The 16,296-nt window shown below is 69.6% G+C and carries 11 protein-coding genes; 3 read left to right on the top strand and 8 right to left on the bottom strand.

The window, feature by feature from the left end:
* Nucleotides 1-208 precede the first annotated feature (208 nt).
* Together ACIBH2_RS18285 and ACIBH2_RS18280 are read left to right on the top strand one after the other, a co-directional pair.
* Nucleotides 209-1,063, top strand: coding sequence for a TOMM precursor leader peptide-binding protein (locus ACIBH2_RS18285; RefSeq protein ID WP_397118800.1), 855 nt, complete (start codon nucleotides 209-211; stop codon nucleotides 1,061-1,063).
* Between the two features lie 30 nt (nucleotides 1,064-1,093).
* Nucleotides 1,094-2,491 carry an ABC1 kinase family protein gene (locus tag ACIBH2_RS18280; RefSeq protein ID WP_397120865.1) on the top strand — a complete coding sequence of 466 codons (1,398 nt, stop codon included), beginning with the start codon at nucleotides 1,094-1,096 and terminating at the stop codon, nucleotides 2,489-2,491.
* Between the two features lie 135 nt (nucleotides 2,492-2,626).
* Here ACIBH2_RS18280 and ACIBH2_RS18275 read toward each other — a convergent pair whose 3' ends face one another.
* The 3 genes from ACIBH2_RS18275 to ACIBH2_RS18265 all read right to left on the bottom strand — a co-directional run bounded on the left by ACIBH2_RS18275 (nucleotide 2,627) and on the right by ACIBH2_RS18265 (nucleotide 5,790).
* Nucleotides 2,627-2,938 carry a WhiB family transcriptional regulator gene (locus ACIBH2_RS18275; protein ID WP_397118798.1) on the bottom strand — a complete coding sequence of 104 codons (312 nt, stop codon included), beginning with the start codon at nucleotides 2,936-2,938 and terminating at the stop codon, nucleotides 2,627-2,629.
* A gap of 130 nt (nucleotides 2,939-3,068) precedes the next feature.
* Complete coding sequence (locus ACIBH2_RS18270; protein ID WP_397118796.1) at nucleotides 3,069-3,452, bottom strand: hypothetical protein; 384 nt, start codon at nucleotides 3,450-3,452, stop codon at nucleotides 3,069-3,071.
* A 172-nt stretch (nucleotides 3,453-3,624) separates the two neighbouring features.
* Nucleotides 3,625-5,790, bottom strand: a complete 2,166-nt coding sequence (locus tag ACIBH2_RS18265; RefSeq protein WP_397120863.1) for an ATP-dependent DNA helicase UvrD2 — start codon at nucleotides 5,788-5,790, stop codon at nucleotides 3,625-3,627.
* A gap of 83 nt (nucleotides 5,791-5,873) precedes the next feature.
* On the opposite strand from ACIBH2_RS18265, the gene ACIBH2_RS18260 reads away from it, so the two are divergent.
* Complete coding sequence (locus ACIBH2_RS18260; protein ID WP_397118794.1) at nucleotides 5,874-6,125, top strand: mycoredoxin; 252 nt, start codon at nucleotides 5,874-5,876, stop codon at nucleotides 6,123-6,125.
* Nucleotides 6,126-6,238: 113 nt separating this feature from the next.
* On the opposite strand, the gene ACIBH2_RS18255 is transcribed toward ACIBH2_RS18260, so the two are convergent.
* The 5 genes from ACIBH2_RS18255 to ACIBH2_RS18235 form a co-directional block, all read right to left on the bottom strand.
* Nucleotides 6,239-6,676, bottom strand: a complete 438-nt coding sequence (locus tag ACIBH2_RS18255) for a DUF4189 domain-containing protein (protein ID WP_397118792.1) — start codon at nucleotides 6,674-6,676, stop codon at nucleotides 6,239-6,241.
* Between the two features lie 102 nt (nucleotides 6,677-6,778).
* Nucleotides 6,779-7,687 carry an NAD(+) diphosphatase gene (nudC, locus tag ACIBH2_RS18250; protein WP_397118790.1) on the bottom strand — a complete coding sequence of 303 codons (909 nt, stop codon included), beginning with the start codon at nucleotides 7,685-7,687 and terminating at the stop codon, nucleotides 6,779-6,781.
* Nucleotides 7,688-7,832: 145 nt separating this feature from the next.
* Entirely contained in the window at nucleotides 7,833-8,900 is a 1,068-nt protein-coding gene (locus ACIBH2_RS18245) for a potassium channel family protein (RefSeq protein ID WP_397120860.1), read from the bottom strand.
* A 72-nt stretch (nucleotides 8,901-8,972) separates the two neighbouring features.
* Nucleotides 8,973-12,770, bottom strand: a complete 3,798-nt coding sequence (locus tag ACIBH2_RS18240) for an ATP-dependent helicase (RefSeq protein ID WP_397118788.1) — start codon at nucleotides 12,768-12,770, stop codon at nucleotides 8,973-8,975.
* A complete protein-coding gene (locus ACIBH2_RS18235) occupies nucleotides 12,767-16,180 on the bottom strand; it encodes an ATP-dependent helicase (RefSeq protein ID WP_397120858.1) in 3,414 nt (1,137 codons plus the stop codon). Before ACIBH2_RS18235 ends, ACIBH2_RS18240 begins: the two co-directional genes overlap by 4 nt.
* Nucleotides 16,181-16,296: the final 116 nt, after the last annotated feature.

The raw sequence follows: 16,296 nt of genomic DNA, 5'->3' as shown, positions 1-16,296 counted from the left end.
AGGCGTTCGCGCCCGACCCCTTGGGGGCCGTGAATACCGCCCTGGAGTCGCGGCGTGGACGAGCGGGAGCCTGCGCCGACCGCGCGGTTGATCGCGCGTGGCGGGCTGTGAGCAACTCGATGCCGTAGTTGTGGATAACATGCGAAAGCCCTGCGCAGGCGGGGTTTTCGCGATCCAACGCGGACGCGGCGGTGCGCATACTGCTGATATGACGCGTAGCGCGAACAGCCCGATGTTGCATCCCCGCGTGGCGGTGCTGGTGCGGCGCGGTGGCGGCGTACAGCTCGGCTGGGATCCCGGTTCGGCGCTCGTCCTGGAAGCGCCCGGGCTCGAGACCGAGACGGTGCTGGCCTTTCTGCGGTCGCTGGACGGCTTTCGCAGTCGGCCGCAGATCCTCTGGCGGGCACGCGAACTGGGTATGTCGACCGAGGTGGCCGCGGCGCTGCTAGAGGAGATCGAGGCCGCCGGGCTGGTCTCGGCGCGGGACCCGTCCGCCGCGCGGGTGCGCAGTGTGCATGTGCACGGGCGCGGCCCGCTGTCGGACGAACTCCTGCGCGGGCTGCGGCGGATCGGTCTGCGTCCCAGTCACTCTCGTGGCCAGGACGCGCTGCCCGGCCCCCGGCTACCGGATCTCGTGGTCTTGGCCGATGCGCTGGTGCCCGCGCCGAATGTGGTGGAAGCGCTGGTCCGCCATCGGGTTCCGCATCTACAGGTCCGGATTCGCGACGCGCACGGCGTGATCGGCCCCTTGGTGCTCCCGGGCGTCACCAGCTGCCTGCACTGCGCGGACCTCCGCCGCTGCGAGTACGACCCGGAGTGGCCGCATCTCGCCGCGCAACTGCTCGGCCGCGTCGGGCAGGCCTCCCCCGCCGCCGTCGCGGCCACAGCGGGCCTGGCGCTGGCCGAGATCGAGGCCGTCGCCACCGGCTCCACCGACCATCCGCCCGCGACCCTCGACGCCACCGTGGAGCTGAACCTGGATTCCCGACGCCTCGAACACCGCCCGTGGCCACCGCATCCCTCCTGCCGCTGCCAGGAAAGCCCAGTTCACGCCCCGGTGTGATGGAGGACACTATCTATGGAGACCCTGAAGATGACCCAATTCCCATGGCACATCGCCTGGTACGTCAGCAATGATGGGGACGTGTCTGAGATTGTGAGCCGCCGCTCCTCCCGCAATGCCAAGTTGGCCAAGATTCCACTCGGTATCGCGGGACGGGCGGCCGTCGGGTTCGGTCGCAAACTCGCCGGGGGCGATAAGAAGGAGATCAACGCCGAGCTCAATCAGAAGGCCGCGGAACAGCTGTTCGCGGTCCTCGGTGAGCTCAAGGGCGGAGCCATGAAATTCGGGCAGGCGCTCAGCGTCATGGAGGCCGCCGTACCGGAGGAGTTCGGCGAGCACTACCGCGAAGCCCTCACCAAACTGCAGGCCGCCGCGCCGCCCATGCCCGCGGCCGCCGTGCACCGCCAGCTCGACCAGCAGCTGGGCACCGCCTGGCGGCAGCGCTTCAAGCATTTCGACGACGAGCCCACCGCCTCGGCCTCCATCGGCCAGGTGCACAAGGCCGAGTGGTCCGACGGCCGCACCGTCGCGGTGAAGGTGCAGTATCCGGGCGCGGACGAGGCGCTGCGGGCGGACCTCAAAACCCTCAATCGCATGGCCAGCATGATCGGCACGCTCATTCCGGGCGCGGACGTGAAGCCGGTGCTCGCCGAGATCAGCGAGCGCACCGAGGAGGAGTTGGACTATCGCATCGAGGGCGGGCATCAGCGCCAGTTCGCCAAGGCCTTCGACGGACATCCCCGGTTCCTGGTGCCCAAGGTGGTGGCCAGCGCGCCCAAGGTGATCGTCACCGAATGGCTGGACGATGCCACCTCGGTCGCGTCGATCATCAAACAGGGCAATGCCGATCCGGCGGGGACGGTCGAGCTGCGCAATCGGGTGGCGGGATTGATGGGCGAGTTCCATTTCTCCTCACCGGCGGTCGCGGGGCTGCTGCACGCCGATCCGCATCCGGGCAATTTCATGGTGCTGCCCGACGGCCGCCTCGCGGTCATCGACTACGGCGCGTGCGCGCCGCTGCCGCACGGCTTCCCGCCGATTCTGGGCCAGATGGTGGCGCTCGCGGTCGAGGAGCGCTTCGACGAGCTCACCGAGCTCATGCACACCAATGGCTGGGTGATTCCCGGAAAGACGGTGAGCCACCAGGAGATTCAGGATTATCTGCGGCCCTTCACCGATCCCATCCAGACCGAGAGCTTCCATTTCACCCGGCGGTGGATGCAGCGGGTGGCGGGCAAGGCCACCGATGTCACCAGCGCGGAGATGAAAACCGCTCGCGCCCTGCAACTTCCGGCCGAATACGTGATGATCTTCCGGGTGCTGGGTGGTTCGGTCGGTATCTGCGCGCAGCTGGATGCCGAGGTGCCGTTCATGAAACTGGTCAACGACTGGGTGCCCGGTTACTTGGAGAACCGCCGCGCCAGCTGAGGCCGTCCAGGCCGAAAGAGACTCCCCCAGAACGCGTCGACTACGAACGCGACAACGTACCCCGAACGCAAAACGACCCGCTCACCGCGAAGTGAGCGGGTCGTATGCGTTCAGGACCCCCGTTCGATTCGGGGATCATGCCACCGCGACCTTGCGCGGGCGGCCGCGAGGCCGCTTACGGGCGATGACGACACCCTGGTCGAAGATCTCGCCACCCCAGACACCCCAGGGCTCGGCGCGATCCAGCGCGGCGTTCAGGCAGCCCTGGCGGATGGGGCACGAAGCGCACAGCGCCTTGGCCTCTTCCAGCTGAGTCGGGCTCTCCGCGAACCAGAGGTCGGGGTTGCCGACCCGGCAGGGGATGTTGAGAGTGACTGCCCGACGGGTGCGGGTGGTGGTAGTCACGGTGCGGCATGTCGCGCGCTCACGGATGACCGTGGTGGACACGTCGTTCTCCTTCAGCTCGTGCAGCGGTCAATTCGTTCCGCGAAACCGGTGCCGGTGGCTGGAGGCCGATATAAATATGGCCACGGTTTCGCTTGGTGCGATCCGTGGCCGGTGGTGTGGGAGGTCTTCCCTACCTGAGTCGACTTCGGTGTCGACTCCTGATCACGGTCGCTGGGTGGGCGGTGCGGGTGCGGGCTGCTGCCAGCAGATGCGCCGGACGGAGTCCGGCTTCTGCGGGTGCGCCGAGGATGGCGAAATCAGCGGTCGGCTGATCAGCGGTCGGCTGCCAGTCACCCTTGGGCTTGTCCTGCATCACGATGTGCGACGGGGCATAAAGATCGGTTTCGAAATTCTTGTGAACGCCGACGGTGCCGAAGACACCGAAAATGCCACTGCCGCTACCGCTTACGCTGGACAGACGAATCCCCTGCATGGCGAGGATCCCCCGGGAGGCCGACTCGACGGACGGCACAACGGATTTCACCGACAAGGTCGATGCGAAGTCTGTAGTCACTGGTCTGCCTCCCTCCTGAACTCGTTGCGATCGAAAAGTGCTCATGCACACCGGGGCGACCCCGGGTGCATGCCAACCACCCTAGGCGGGTGATACATCACCGCACAACCTATTTTTGACCTGCGATTTTGTGAACTTCCCCGCTGCCCCTGGCACTGGGGGCAGCGCCCGCCTACGACGAAGAGTGGAGGCGGGATTGGACTATGGCCAGGACGTCGGCTCCGTAGGTTTGGAGTTTCTTCGCGCCTATGCCGGGGATTGCTACCAGGGCTCGGTCGTCGGTGGGGAGTTGTTCGGCTATGGCGGTGAGGGTGACGTCGCTGAAGATGACGAAGTGGGGGAGGGAGAGTTCTTCGGCTTTTTCCTTGCGCCAGTCTTTGAGGGTTTCGAGGAGTTGGGTGTCGAGGTCGGCGGGGCAGCGGGAGCAGCGGCCGAGCATGGTGGCGGTGGTGTTGAGGAGGGGGCGGCCGCAGATGCGGCAGGTGGGGTGGACGCGTTTGGGGGCGCGGCGGTCGGTGGGGTGCTGTTTGGCGACGCGGGAGGCCGGGGAGTCGTCGGGGACCAGGCCCACCAGGAAGCGAGAGCGGCGGCGGATCTTGCGGCCGCCCTCGGTGCGGGCCAGCGCCCAGGACAGGTGCAGGTGTTCGCGGGCGCGGGTGACGCCGACGTAGAGCAGGCGGCGTTCCTCCTCGAGAGCGGCGTCGTCGGAGACCGTGCCGTCCGAGGCGAGGACGTGGGCGATGGGCAGCGTGCCGTCGGCCAGGCCGACCAGGTAGACCGCATCCCATTCCAGGCCCTTGGCGGCATGCAGCGAGGCGAGGGTGACGCCCTGCACGGTCGGTGGGTGCCGGGCCTCGGAGCGGGCGGCCAACTCCCGCAGCAGTCCCCCGATATCGAGATCCGGATCGTGGTCGGTGAGTTCCTCGGTGAGCTGGACCAGCGCCACCAGCGAGGACCAGCGCTCGCGCGCCTGCACGCCGACCGGCTCCTCCTTGGTCAGCCCGAGCTTGGCCAGCGCCGCGCGCACCAGCGTCACCAGCTGCGGTCCGCGCGCGTCGGGCAGGTCGTCGCGCGCGGCGGTCTGGCGCAGGGTGCTCACCGCCTGCCGCACCTCGGGCCGCATGAAGAAGCCCTCGCCACCGCGCACCTGGTACGGAATTCCGGCCTCGGTGAGCGCCTGCTCGTAGACCTCCGATTGCGCGTTGATCCGATAGAGCACCGCGATCTCGGCGGCGGGCACCCCTTTGCCCAGCAGCTTGGCGATATCGCGGGCCACGGCGGCGGCCTCGGCGGGTTCGTCGTCGTATTCGGCGAAGCTCGGCTCCGGACCGTCGGGCCGCTGCCCGATGAGTTGCAGCCGGGTGCCCGCGATGCGCCCGCGCGCCGCGCCGATCACGCTGTTGGCGAGCGACACCACCTGCGGCGTCGAGCGGTAGTCACGCTCGAGGCGCACCACCGTCGCCTCGGGGAAGCGACGCGAGAAGTCCAGCAGGAAGGTCGGACTCGCGCCGGTGAAGGAGTAGATGGTCTGGTTGGCGTCCCCGACCACAGTGAGATCGTCGCGATCGCCGAGCCACGCGTCGAGCACGCGCTGTTGCAGCGGGGTGACGTCCTGGTACTCGTCCACCACGAAACAGCGGTAGCGCCCCCGGAACTCCTCGGCCACCGCCGCGTAGTCCTCGATGGCGGCGGCGGTGTGCAGCAGCAGGTCGTCGAAGTCGAGCAGCATCCCGTCGGGGGTGACCTTGAGCGATTCGTAGGCGCTGTACACCGCCGCGACTTTGGCTGCGTCATAAGGCGTTTCGCGATGGCGACGCCCGACCTCGGCGGCATAGTCCTCGGGCGCGACGAGACTGCCCTTGGCCCACTCGATCTCGCTCAGCAGATCGCGCACGCTGTCGGTGTCCGCCGACAGCCCCGAGCCGCGCGCCGCCTGCGCCACGATCGGAAATTTGCTGTCCACCAATTTCCACGGCACATCGCCGATGACCTGCGGCCAGAAATACCGCAGCTGCCGCAGCGCGGCGGCGTGAAAAGTACGCGCCTGCACCTGCGTGGCGTCCCCGCCGAGCCCCAACGACCGCAGTCGCCCGCGCAACTCCCCCGCCGCACGCGCCGTGAAGGTGACCGCCAGCACCTGATCGGCCCGCACATGTCCGGCCGCCACGAGATGCCCGATCCGATGGGTGATGGTGCGGGTCTTGCCGGTTCCCGCACCCGCTAGCACGCAGACGGGACCACGTGGAGCGCGCACGGCCGCGGCCTGCTCCGGGTCCAGTTCGTCGAGGCGCAGGCGGTCGCTGGGATCAATGGTGGTGACCGGCACGCGCACCATCATGGCAGCCCGCGCCGACACATTCGGCGGCGACGACCACTCCGGGCACGGGGAACACGATCAGGTGAACGGGCGTTGCACAGTCCGTGACTGCAACGGACCTGATCATGTACTCGACGACCTGGTGCGGCTACTGCCGCCGCCTGCGGACCCAACTCGACGAGGCGGGCATCAGCTACACGGTGATCGATATCGAAGAGGATCCCGCATCGGCCGAATTCGTCGGCAGCGTGAACAACGGCAATCACGTGGTGCCGACGGTCAAGTATCGCGACGGTTCCACGGCCACCAATCCGAGTCTGTCCGATGTGAAGAAGGCGCTCGCCGCGCTCGGCTGATCCAGCGGACCGCTGCGGACACCACATCGGAGACGGAAAAGCCGCATACCCGAGGGGTATGCGGCTTTTCGTGCGTGGGCGGGACCCCCACCGCCCGATCGGCGATCAGTCCGCTACGCGGTGCAGATCGATTCCTTGATGATGCCGCGCTCCGGGCTCGAGCTGCCCGTGAACGGGAAGGGCAGCTGCGGCTTGATGCTCGCCAGCTTGTCCAGCGCCGCCCGCTCGGCGTCGGGCCGCGTGACGCCGGTGCCGCCGTGGAAGCGCATGGTGTCCTCGCTCATGGCGACAGCGCCGCAGCCATTGGCCCAGCTCGACAGGATTTCGCAGCCTCGGTAGCCGCACTCGTCCAGCGCGGCCTGCTCGGCTGATTCACGGTCGGGGTAGTTCCATGCGGAACCGTAGGACGTGAAGTCCTCGAACGCGCCGACGGCGATGGCGCCCCAGTAGCCGTCCGGTCCGGCTTCCGCGTTCGCGGTACCGACACCGGTCGACATGAGCGTGGCCGCCGAGATCGCTGCGCACAGGACGGCCTTACTCAGAAAACCCATGGAGATTCTCCCCTATAGACAACGGCCTCCCATTGAGGCCGTTGCGCTGAATCTTGAAGGGAGAAAGTCCTTTTTGTCCAATTAGTTCCCGGTAATCGCCAATCAGCCCGCGGCGGCCCAGGATTCGACAATGGTGCGGGCGATGGAGATCGAGCCCGGAAGCAGCAGACGGGCATTGCCGCCGCCATTGCCCCACGAGCCCGCTGCCAGTGCGGTTTTCACCTCGGCACGGGTGAACCAGTGCGCCTCGGCGATTTCCCCGTCGTGAAATTCGAGGGGCTGCTCCGGATCGGCCTGCGCGGTGAATCCGAGCATGAGCGAGCGCGGGAACGGCCAGGGCTGGCTGCCGAGATAGCGGATCTCGCGCACATCGACGCCGACCTCTTCCTTGATCTCGCGCGCCACGCAGCGTTCCAGGGATTCCCCGGCCTCCACGAAACCGGCCAGCAGCGAGAACAGTCCCTCCGGCCAGGTGTGCTGGCGGGCCAGCAGCACGCGATCGCCGCCATCGTGAATGAGGCAGATGATGGCCGGGTCGATGCGCGGGAATTCCTCGTGCCCGGATTCGCTGGTGCGCGACCAGCCCGCATTGGAGACGGTGGTCGGGGTGCCGTCGACGGCATTGAAGCGGGCCTTGTCGTGCCAGTTCAACAGCGCGATGGCGGTGGAGAGCAGGCCCGCGCCGAAATCGTCGAGGTCCAGGGTCGCGCCGACGGCGCGCAGATCGGCGAGTTCGCCCTCGATATCGTTGTCGCGCACCGCCCACAGGTGGGTGTCGCCGTCGATACCGAGGAATACCGCCCGCTCCGACGGTTCGGCCGAGAGCGAGGTCGCCGCGTCCAATACGACGGTATTACCGTCGACGCGCACCTGCCCCCGCTTGTTCATGCGCACGAGTTTCGCCTGCGCCCAGCCTTCTTTCAGCGCCTGCTCATCCGAGCGAAGGTGTTCCGCCCGGTCGAGCGCGGAACGAGAAAGCACCGGAACCACATCGAGTTCGAATCCTGACACGCTCTGTATTCTGCCCTCCGCTTCGCTCCGGGCGGATTCGCGGCGCTGGAAGTCTCGGTTCTTCCCTCCCTCCGGGCACTCCTTCGTCGCACCCTCCGGTCAGTCCAGAACCGAGACGCGCCGCGAATCGAGACTATGGTGTCGCTCAGACGTGGACGTTGCGCAGGTACAGAAGTTTGTCCGGGGCTTCCAGAGTGTCCACCTCGGGTTCGTTCACGCGAATGAGGCGGCCGTCGCGGAGCACGCCGAGGACGATATCGCTGAGGTGGCGCGGGGAGCCGCCGACCTCCTCGGGTTCGACGGCGCGTTCGGCGATGGCGAAACCGGCCTCGGGGGTGAGCAGGTCCTCGATCATGTCGACCACGCTGGGGGTGGTGGTGGCGATACCGAGCAGGCGGCCCGCGGTCTCGGAGGAGACGACCACCGAGTCCGCGCCGGACTGGCGCAGCAGGTGGGTGTTCTCGGCCTCGCGAATGGAGGCCACGATCTTGGCCTTGGGATTGATCTCGCGGGCGGTGAGGGTGACCAGCACGGCGGTGTCGTCGCGATTGGCGGCGACCACCACGGAAGCGGCGTTCTGCACACCCGCCAGGCGCAGCACATCCGATTGGGTCGCCGTACCGTGCACCGTCACCAGACCGGCGTTCGCGGCGCGCTCGAGCACGTTCGGATCGGTGTCCACCACCACGATGTCCGCGGGCTTGATGCCGTCGCCGAGCATGGCGTCGACCGCGGTGCGGCCCTTGGTGCCGTAGCCCACGACCACGGTGTGATTGCGCACGGTGTGCCTCCATCGCTGAATCTTGAAAGCCTGCCGGGACCGTTCCGTCAGCACCGACAGGGTGGTGCCGACCAGGACGATGAGGAAGAGGATCCGCAGCGGGGTGATGACGAGAATATTGATCAGCCGCGCCTGCGGGGTGACCGGCGTGATGTCGCCGTAGCCGGTCGTGGAGAGCGAGACCGTGGAGTAGTAGGCGGCGTCGAGCAGCGACAGCTCGTTGCCGGTGTTGTCGCGATAGCCGTCGCGGCCGATGAACACCACCAGGGTGGCGGCGGCCAGCAGGATCGCGGCCAGCAGGACGCGCCGCCACAGCGCGGCCCATGGGCTGGTTTGGATTTCGGGGATGCGCAGGATGCCCACCAGCGCGAAGTCGGGGCGCTCGGTCAGTCGCCTGCCCAGACCACTTGACGGTTCACCGAACACGGGAATCACCGGCCAATCCGGGAGCGTCTAGCTGCGGCACAGGACCGCAGCGTACTGGAATTCCGCGCCGCCGCCGCGCTACGGCGCGTTGTCGGTGGAAGTTTCGGGATCGGCGGGCGCGGCGGTGCCGATGAGGTGCGCCAGTTCCGCTGGGCCCGGGAGGTTTTCCGGGGCGATGGTCCGATTCGTCCGGACGTAGTGGAAGGCGGCGTCGATCCGGTCCAGCATCTCGGCCTCGGTGGCGCCGGTGCGCTGGGCGAGCAGGCGGGCCCAGGCGAGGCGGTAGACGGCGAGCTGGACGGCGACGGCGGGTTCGTCGGCGGGGGTGGGTTCGGCTCCGGTCTTCCAGTCGACCACGATCCACCGTCCGTCGGGTTCGCGGAAGACGGCGTCGATGCGGCCGCGAATGACGGTGCCCGCCAAGGTGGTTTCGAAGGAGACCTCCACCTCGATCGGATTGCGGTCGGCCCACGGGGAGGCCAGGAAGGATTCCTGGAGGCGGACCAGGTCGGCGTCGGTGTCGCCGGTGTCGGCCGCGCCGGGGAGTTCGTCCAGGCCGAGCAGGCGGGTCGCGCCGAACCAGCGTTGCAGCCAGGCGTGGAAGGCGGTGCCGCGGCGGGCGAAGGGGCTGGGCGGGTACGGGAGGGGGCGGCGCAGGCGGGCGGCGAGCTTGTCCGGGTCGGCGTGCAGGTCGACGAGGGCGGTGGCGGGGAGTTGGCCGGGCAGCTCGACTTCGCGGGTGGTCTGTTCGGCGGCGGCGTGTTCGGCGAGCAGGGCGTCGACATCGGCTTCCCAGCCGTCGGGGTCGTCGGCGTACGGGTCGAGCAGGGCGTCGAGGTAGGCGGGATCCGGCTCGTCGGGATCGGTCGGCTCGTCACCGAATCCGAGATCCAATTCGGTTTGTACGCCGCGGGATTCGCGCAGCTGTTCCTCGCGCGCGGCGGCGAGGGCGGTGCGGACCAGCTCGGCCGCGTTCTCCACATCCGCGCGGCGCGCGCCGAGGGGGTCGCGCGGCCAGAAGGCGGTGGGCGGGTTGTCGGTGAAGGGGTTGGCGGTGTCGGGGGGCGGCGGATCGTCCCAGCGATCTATGCGAAGGGCGCGGGCGCGGGGGCCCGGCTGTTCGGCGGCCTGTTTGAGGTCGAGCAGGAAGGCGGAGGGACCCTTGGGCTTGGCACCGGTCTCGGCCCAGTGGTGCGCCGAAACGAACAGGGCGCGTTCGGTTCTGGTGAGGGCGACGTAGAAGAGGCGGCGCTCCTCGTCGAGGCGGCGGCTGGCGAGGGCCTTCTTGTGGGCGTCGAGGGCGTGTTCGAGGTCGGCGCGGTCGTGGATGTCGTCGAGTTCGAGCACCGGGACGCCGTCGGTGGCGTCGTCGCGCTGGCGGTCGCCGCGCAACGAGGTGGGGAGTTCGGCGAGCGCGCCGAGCCAGGTGGCGGTGCCGGTGCCGGTGCCGGACGGGAAGGTGCCGTCCACCACGTGCGGGACCGCCACCACCTCCCATTCCAGGCCCTTGGCGGCGTGCACGGTGAGCACCTGCACCCGATCGCGCGCCACCTCGACTTCGCCTGGCTCCAAACCGTTCTCGACCTCTTCGGCGGCGGCGAGGAAGGCGAGCAGGCCGGTGAGCGAGGACCGGTGGTCGGCGGCGTAACCGGCGACCACTTCGGCGAAGGCGTCGAGGTGTTCGCGGCCCGCGCCCGCACCGGCGGTGGCGCGGCGGGCCTGGGTCTCCACACCCACGCCGATGGTGCGTTCGACATCGGCGACGAGCTCCGCCAGCGGCTGGCCGCCGCGCTCGCGCAGGGCCGCGAGTTCCTGGCCGAGCGCGACGATACGGGCGAAGCCCTGGGGCGAATACCGGTCCGCCGCACCGGGATCGGCGATCGCGTCGGCCAGGCCCGCCTGCTCCGAGGGTTCCGGCGCGACCTCCCGCAGGGCGTCGTCCAGGGCGGCGGTATCGGTAATGGCGGCGTTCTGCCCGCCCGGCTGCCGAATGGACAGCTCTCGCGCGCGCCGCGACAGCGCGGCGATATCGGCCACCCCGATGCGCCACCGGGCACCGGTGAGAATGCGAATAGCCGCGCTGCCCGCCGACGGATCGGCGATCAGTCGCAGTGTCGCCACGATATCCGCGACCTCGGGCGTGTGCAGCAACCCGCCGAGGCCGACGATCTCCACCGGTAAACCCCGCTCCCGCAAGGCTTCCGCGAGCGGAGCGGCATCGGCATTGCGGCGCACCAGCACCGCCGAGGTGGGCGGCGGCTCGTCCTGGTCGGCGGCCGCCTCCCACTCGGCGGCGATCCGCTCGGCGACCCAATCCCGTTCGTCGGCAACGGTGTCGGTGAGTGCGAAGGCCACCACCCCCGGTGTGGCATCGGGCCGAGGCCGCAGCGCGTCCACGGTGACACCACCGCCTCGCGCCGCCCGCTCCCGCAGCGGGTCGGCGACGAGATTCGCGAGATCCAGGGCCTCCGGCGGATTCCGCCAACTCGTGAGCAACGGCAGGATCGGCGCGGGAACCCCTGGCGCACAGGGGAAGTCGGTCGCGAACCTCGGCAGGTTGGCCGCCGAGGCGCCGCGCCAACCGTAGATGGACTGCATCGGATCACCGACCGCGGTCACCGCCAGCGGCTGGCCGCCTCGCCCGCGCACATCCGCGGCGTCGCCGCGAGAGTCCGAGGGATCGCTCGCGCCCGCATTCCGGCGGTCGGGTTCGCCGCGTCGATCACCGTGACGAGCGGCCCTGCCCTCCGTCCGGAAATCCCCATCCTTCGCCGACGCGTGCCCACCCTCGAGGCCGTCGAGATCGTCCACCGGCGAGGAAGATTCGTACCCACCGAAGTCGCCGTTGTCGCCGGGACGCGAGGAGGCGTGCGCAACCATGTCGTGCTGCTCGGCCCCCGACCGCCCTCGCTCCGACTGGCTCGCGCCGCCGCCGAACAGCGAGGCGAGCAGGATGCGCTGGGAATGTCCGGTGTCCTGGTATTCGTCCAGGAGGACGAGACGGAAGCGGGCGCGTTCGGCGGCGGCGACCTCCGGGTGGTCGGCGGCCAGGCGCGCGGCGAGAGACATCTGCGCGCCGAAGTCGAGGGCGCCGCGGCGGCGGAGTTCTTCGGCGACGCGTTCCACGAGGGGCAGCAGGGCTACCCGCTCGTGTTGGACTTCCAGCAGGTCGAGGAGGGCCTTCTTGGGGCCGCCGCGCTGTTTGGGGCCCGCCGGGAGCGTGTGGACGAGGCGGTCGAGTTCGCGGTGGGCGTCGCGCAATTGGTCGGGGTGGACCAGGTGTTCGGCGAGTTGACCGGAGATGGCGAGGACGGCTTCGGTGACCGAGACGGGGCTGCGGTCGGTGTCGAGGTCACCGTCCCAGGTGGAGACGACGCGGTAGGCCAACTGCCACAGCTGGGTCTGGGTGAGCAGGGTGGCATTGGGTTCCACCGGGATGAGCAGGCCGTGTTCGGTGAGCAGGCGACCCGCGTAGGAGTGGTAGGTGCTGATCTCCGGTTCGGAGCCGCCGAGCAGCGCGCGCAGGTGGCCGGTGGGGTCGATATCGCGCACCAGCGGCGAACCGGCCAGCCGCGCCAGCCGGGTGCGAATACGGGAGGTCAACTGCTGGGCGGCTTTTCGCGTGAAGGTCAGCCCCAGCACCTGTTCGGGTTCGACCAGGCCGTTGGCGACCATCCACACCACGCGCGCGGCCATGGTCTCGGTCTTGCCCGCCCCCGCGCCCGCCACCACCAGGGTGGGGCCGGGCGGCGCGGCGATGACGGCGGCCTGTTCGTCGGTGGGCGGCGGCAGGCCGAGTGCGTCGGCGAGTTGCCGCGGCGTGATCCGCCCACCCGTCGCCCCGCCCCCGGATTCGCTGTGCGAGGCGGCAGTCACTCGTCGGTCACCTGCCGCCCGGTGTCCTGCACCGGGCAGCTGCCCGCGACCTTGCAGTGACGGCAGCCGTCATTGCGCATGGCGAGATAGCTGGGGCCCCTGGTGGATTCGGCGGCCTCGTGAATCACGCCCCGCCACTGGTCGATGCCCTCCGCGTCCAAGGGCGGCTGCATGCGCTGGGTCGCGCCCTCCTTGGCACTGGGTTTGGCGACATAGATCAGCCGCGCACCCCCGGGCTCCCCCTCGCCGAGCGCGCCCTCGGCGGCGGCGACCTGATAGGTGGCGAGCTGGGCGTGATCCTCGGCGGCCTGTTTGGAGATAGGCGTCTTGCCGGTCTTCACATCGACAATGACGAAGCGGCCCAAGGCATCCCGTTCGACGCGGTCGACGCGCCCCTTGATCCGCACCGGCAGCTCATCGGGTCCGCGCGGGGACAGCACCAGGTCGATGGGTACCTCGACGCCCATGGCGGTGAGCTCGTCGCGGGTATTGCGCAGCCACGCCAGGAAGGTGTCGACCATGGTCTCGGTGCGGCGCAATTCCTGTCGGGAGTGCCAGTTCTCGCCCTCGCGGGAGCTGGGGTCGACCTTCTTCCACGCCCGCACCAGCGCGTGCTTGACCTGTGTCTCGTCGACCTGCCCGGCGAGGGCCTGCACCAGGGTGTGCACGAGATTGCCCTTGAGCGCGTGCACATTGTCGCCGTCGCTGCCGCCGTGCCGCTCCAACGCCCAGCGCAGCGGGCAGGTCTTGAGCTGATCGACGGTGGAGGGTGACAGCGCGATGGCCCCGTCTTCGGTCTCCCACAACGGGTTCTCGGAGCTGAGGTCCACCGTGCCGTACCACTCGTCGGGGTGCGCGCCGCGCACTCCGGCCGCGGCCAGCCGCGCGAGTTGGCGCGCGGCGCGGGCGCGCCGCTCCGGATCGGTCTCGGAATCGCAGACGGCACCGCGCAATTCGGCGATGAGGGCGTGCATGGCCAGGGCACGGCCGGGATCGACCGGGGTCGGAACCCTGCCCGGCTCACCGTGGTCGGTGTCGGCGTCGAGTTCGGCCAGGAAACGCGAGGGTGTCGCGTCCTGGTCACCGGTCACCGATTCCACCGCCGTTACCAGCAGCGACCGCCGCGCCCGCCCGCACGCGACCAACAGCAACCGCCGCTCCTCGGCGAGCAGCGGCGCGGCGCGGCTGACCCGCTCACCGCTGCCCCGCACGCCCGCGAGGAGATCCACCAGGTCCTCGACCCCGAGCAGGGTGCCACGCGGGCGCAGATTGGGCCAGATCCCTTCCTGCACACCGGCGACCACGACGGTGTCCCATTCCCGGCCCGCCGAGCCGTGCGCGCTGACAATGGTCACCGCCTCACCCGGGTCGGTGTGCGGCGCGTTGTCCTGCGGAATCTCCTGCTGCTCCAGGTATTCCACGAAACCTTCGATGGTGGCGTGCGGCAGTCGGTCGACATAGGCGGCGGCCGCCTCGAACAGCCCGACCACCGCGTCCAGGTCGCGGTCGGCCTGCATGCCGACCGCTCCCCCGCGCTCGGACTGCCCGACCCAGCGCCGCTCCAGGGTCGACCCGGTCCACACGGCCCACAGGATCTCCTCGAGCCCTTCGCCTTTGCGGCGCGCGGCCCGCGCACGACCCACCGCCTTCATGACCCGGCGCAGCGGCGCGGCCTCCACGTCGGTGAGCCGATCGAGAATCGCCTTGTCGCCCACCCCGATCAGCAGATCGCGCAGAATCTCCGCCGAGGAGCGGTCGAGGTCGGCATAGCGCTCGGGCCGGTCCTCGGGCTCAGCGGCCTCCGAATCCGATTCGCCGACATTGTCTTCCGTCTCGTCGCCGTGCCGCCTATTCGGATAGCCGAGTTCCAGCACACTGCGGCGAATACCGCGCCGCAGGCGGCGCAGACTGATCTGGTCCGCACCGCCGAGCGGCCCGGCCAACAGGTCGAGCGCGTCGTCGGCGGTGAAGACCGACAGCCGCGGGCCGGGAAGCCGACTGGGATCACTGGCCATGACCGCCCGCAGCGCGAGCAGCGCCCACGCCGCACCGCGCCGCCGGGCCAGCGGCACATCCGGCGGCGGCTGCCGCACCGGCACGCCCGCCGCCAGCAGCGCGCGGCGCAGCGGAGCCAGCGACAGGGGGATCGACCGCACGACGACGGCCATCCGCGACCACGGGACACCGTGGGTCAAATGCGCGCGCCGCAGGTGATCGGCGATGAGCGCGGCCTCCTTGGCGGGCGTCGTGAGGACACGCACCTGCACCTCGCCCGCGAGAACCGCACTGCCGCCGTCTCCTTCGACATCCTCGTGCGGCCGCACCGGTGCGGTGCGGTGCGCGCTGTTTCCCGGCAGCCGAGCGGCGATGCGCGCCACCGCATCCTGAATAGCCGGGGCATTGCGATGGTTGCGGCGCAGGATGATTCGGCGCTCCGGCGGAGCCCCCGGGTCGGCGGCGAACCGCGCATCCGCGCCCCGGAAGGTGAAGACCGCCTGATCCGGATCGGCCGCCAGCACGGTGGTCGCGGGACCGCTACCGATGGCCCGAACCAATTCGGCCGCTTGCGGATCCAGATGTTGGGCATCGTCGACCAGCACATGGTGAATGCGGGTGCGCTCGGTCGCCAGCAACTCCGGATCGAGAATCAACGCGTCGATGGCCGCGCCGACGAGTTCGGCGGCGTCGAGCGCCGGGGCGCTGGCCTCCGGGGCCTCGATGCCGACGGACCAGCGCAACAGCATGGTCTGCTCGTAGCGCTCGGCGAAGCGGCCCGCCGCCACCCATTCGGGGTGCTGGTGGTTGCGGCCGAGTTCGATCAGGTCCTCGGGTCCGAGGCCGCGTTCGGTGGCCCGCAACATGAGGTCGCGCAACTGTTCGGCGAATCCGGTGGTGGTGAGCGCCGGATGCAGTCGCTCCGGCCAGTCGTGCGCCCCGTCGGCGAGTTCACCGCGCAGCAGCTCGCGCAGCACGATGTCCTGTTCGGATCCGGTGAGCAGCCGCGGCGGCGGATTGCCGTGTTCGGCGGCGTGCGCGCGCAGAATCCCGAAGGCGTAGGAGTGCACCGTGCGCACCAGCGGTCCCCGGGTCGCGCCCGGCACCCCGCCGAGTTCCGGATCGCCCGCCGCCACCCGGACGGTGAGCGCATTGCGCACGGCGGTCGCCGCACGCTTCGAATAAGTGAGAATCAAGATCGATTCGGGATCCGCGCCCGCCGCGATGCGCGCCGCCGCCAGATCCACCAGCAGCGCGGTCTTGCCGGTTCCGGGGCCGCCGAGCACCTGCCACGGCCGCCAGCCGGGATCCATTCCAATTTCGGCGAAGAGCTCCCGGACGTCGGCGTCCCACTCCCGAGAGGGGGACGCGGTCTCGACCCGGCGCACCAATCGCACCGAGCTATCCGATCGCATCACGTGGGCTATTTCAACAGACGCCCCCGACACATATGTTTGCCCGGTCTTCGCCGAGTGAAGTGCGCAACATTCCCGCCGCGTCACCGAAACCCCATAAGCCCCCGTAGCACCCT

The organism is Nocardia sp. NPDC050406 (assembly GCF_044459025.1).
GTDB lineage: Bacteria > Actinomycetota > Actinomycetes > Mycobacteriales > Mycobacteriaceae > Nocardia.
The sequence above is the reverse complement of the archived record's forward strand: the minus strand, read 5'-3'. Positions and strand labels throughout refer to the sequence as shown.

Bases quoted from the DNA above. Each gene is read 5' to 3' on its own strand.
- ACIBH2_RS18285 (WP_397118800.1), top strand. From the start codon at position 209: ATGACGCGTAGCGCGAACAGCCCGATGTTGCATCCCCGCGTGGCGGTG.
- ACIBH2_RS18255 (WP_397118792.1), bottom strand. From the start codon at position 6,676: ATGGGTTTTCTGAGTAAGGCCGTCCTGTGCGCAGCGATCTCGGCGGCC.
- ACIBH2_RS18235 (WP_397120858.1), bottom strand. From the start codon at position 16,180: ATGCGATCGGATAGCTCGGTGCGATTGGTGCGCCGGGTCGAGACCGCG.
- ACIBH2_RS18280 (WP_397120865.1), top strand. From the start codon at position 1,094: ATGACCCAATTCCCATGGCACATCGCCTGGTACGTCAGCAATGATGGG.
- ACIBH2_RS18265 (WP_397120863.1), bottom strand. From the start codon at position 5,790: ATGATGGTGCGCGTGCCGGTCACCACCATTGATCCCAGCGACCGCCTG.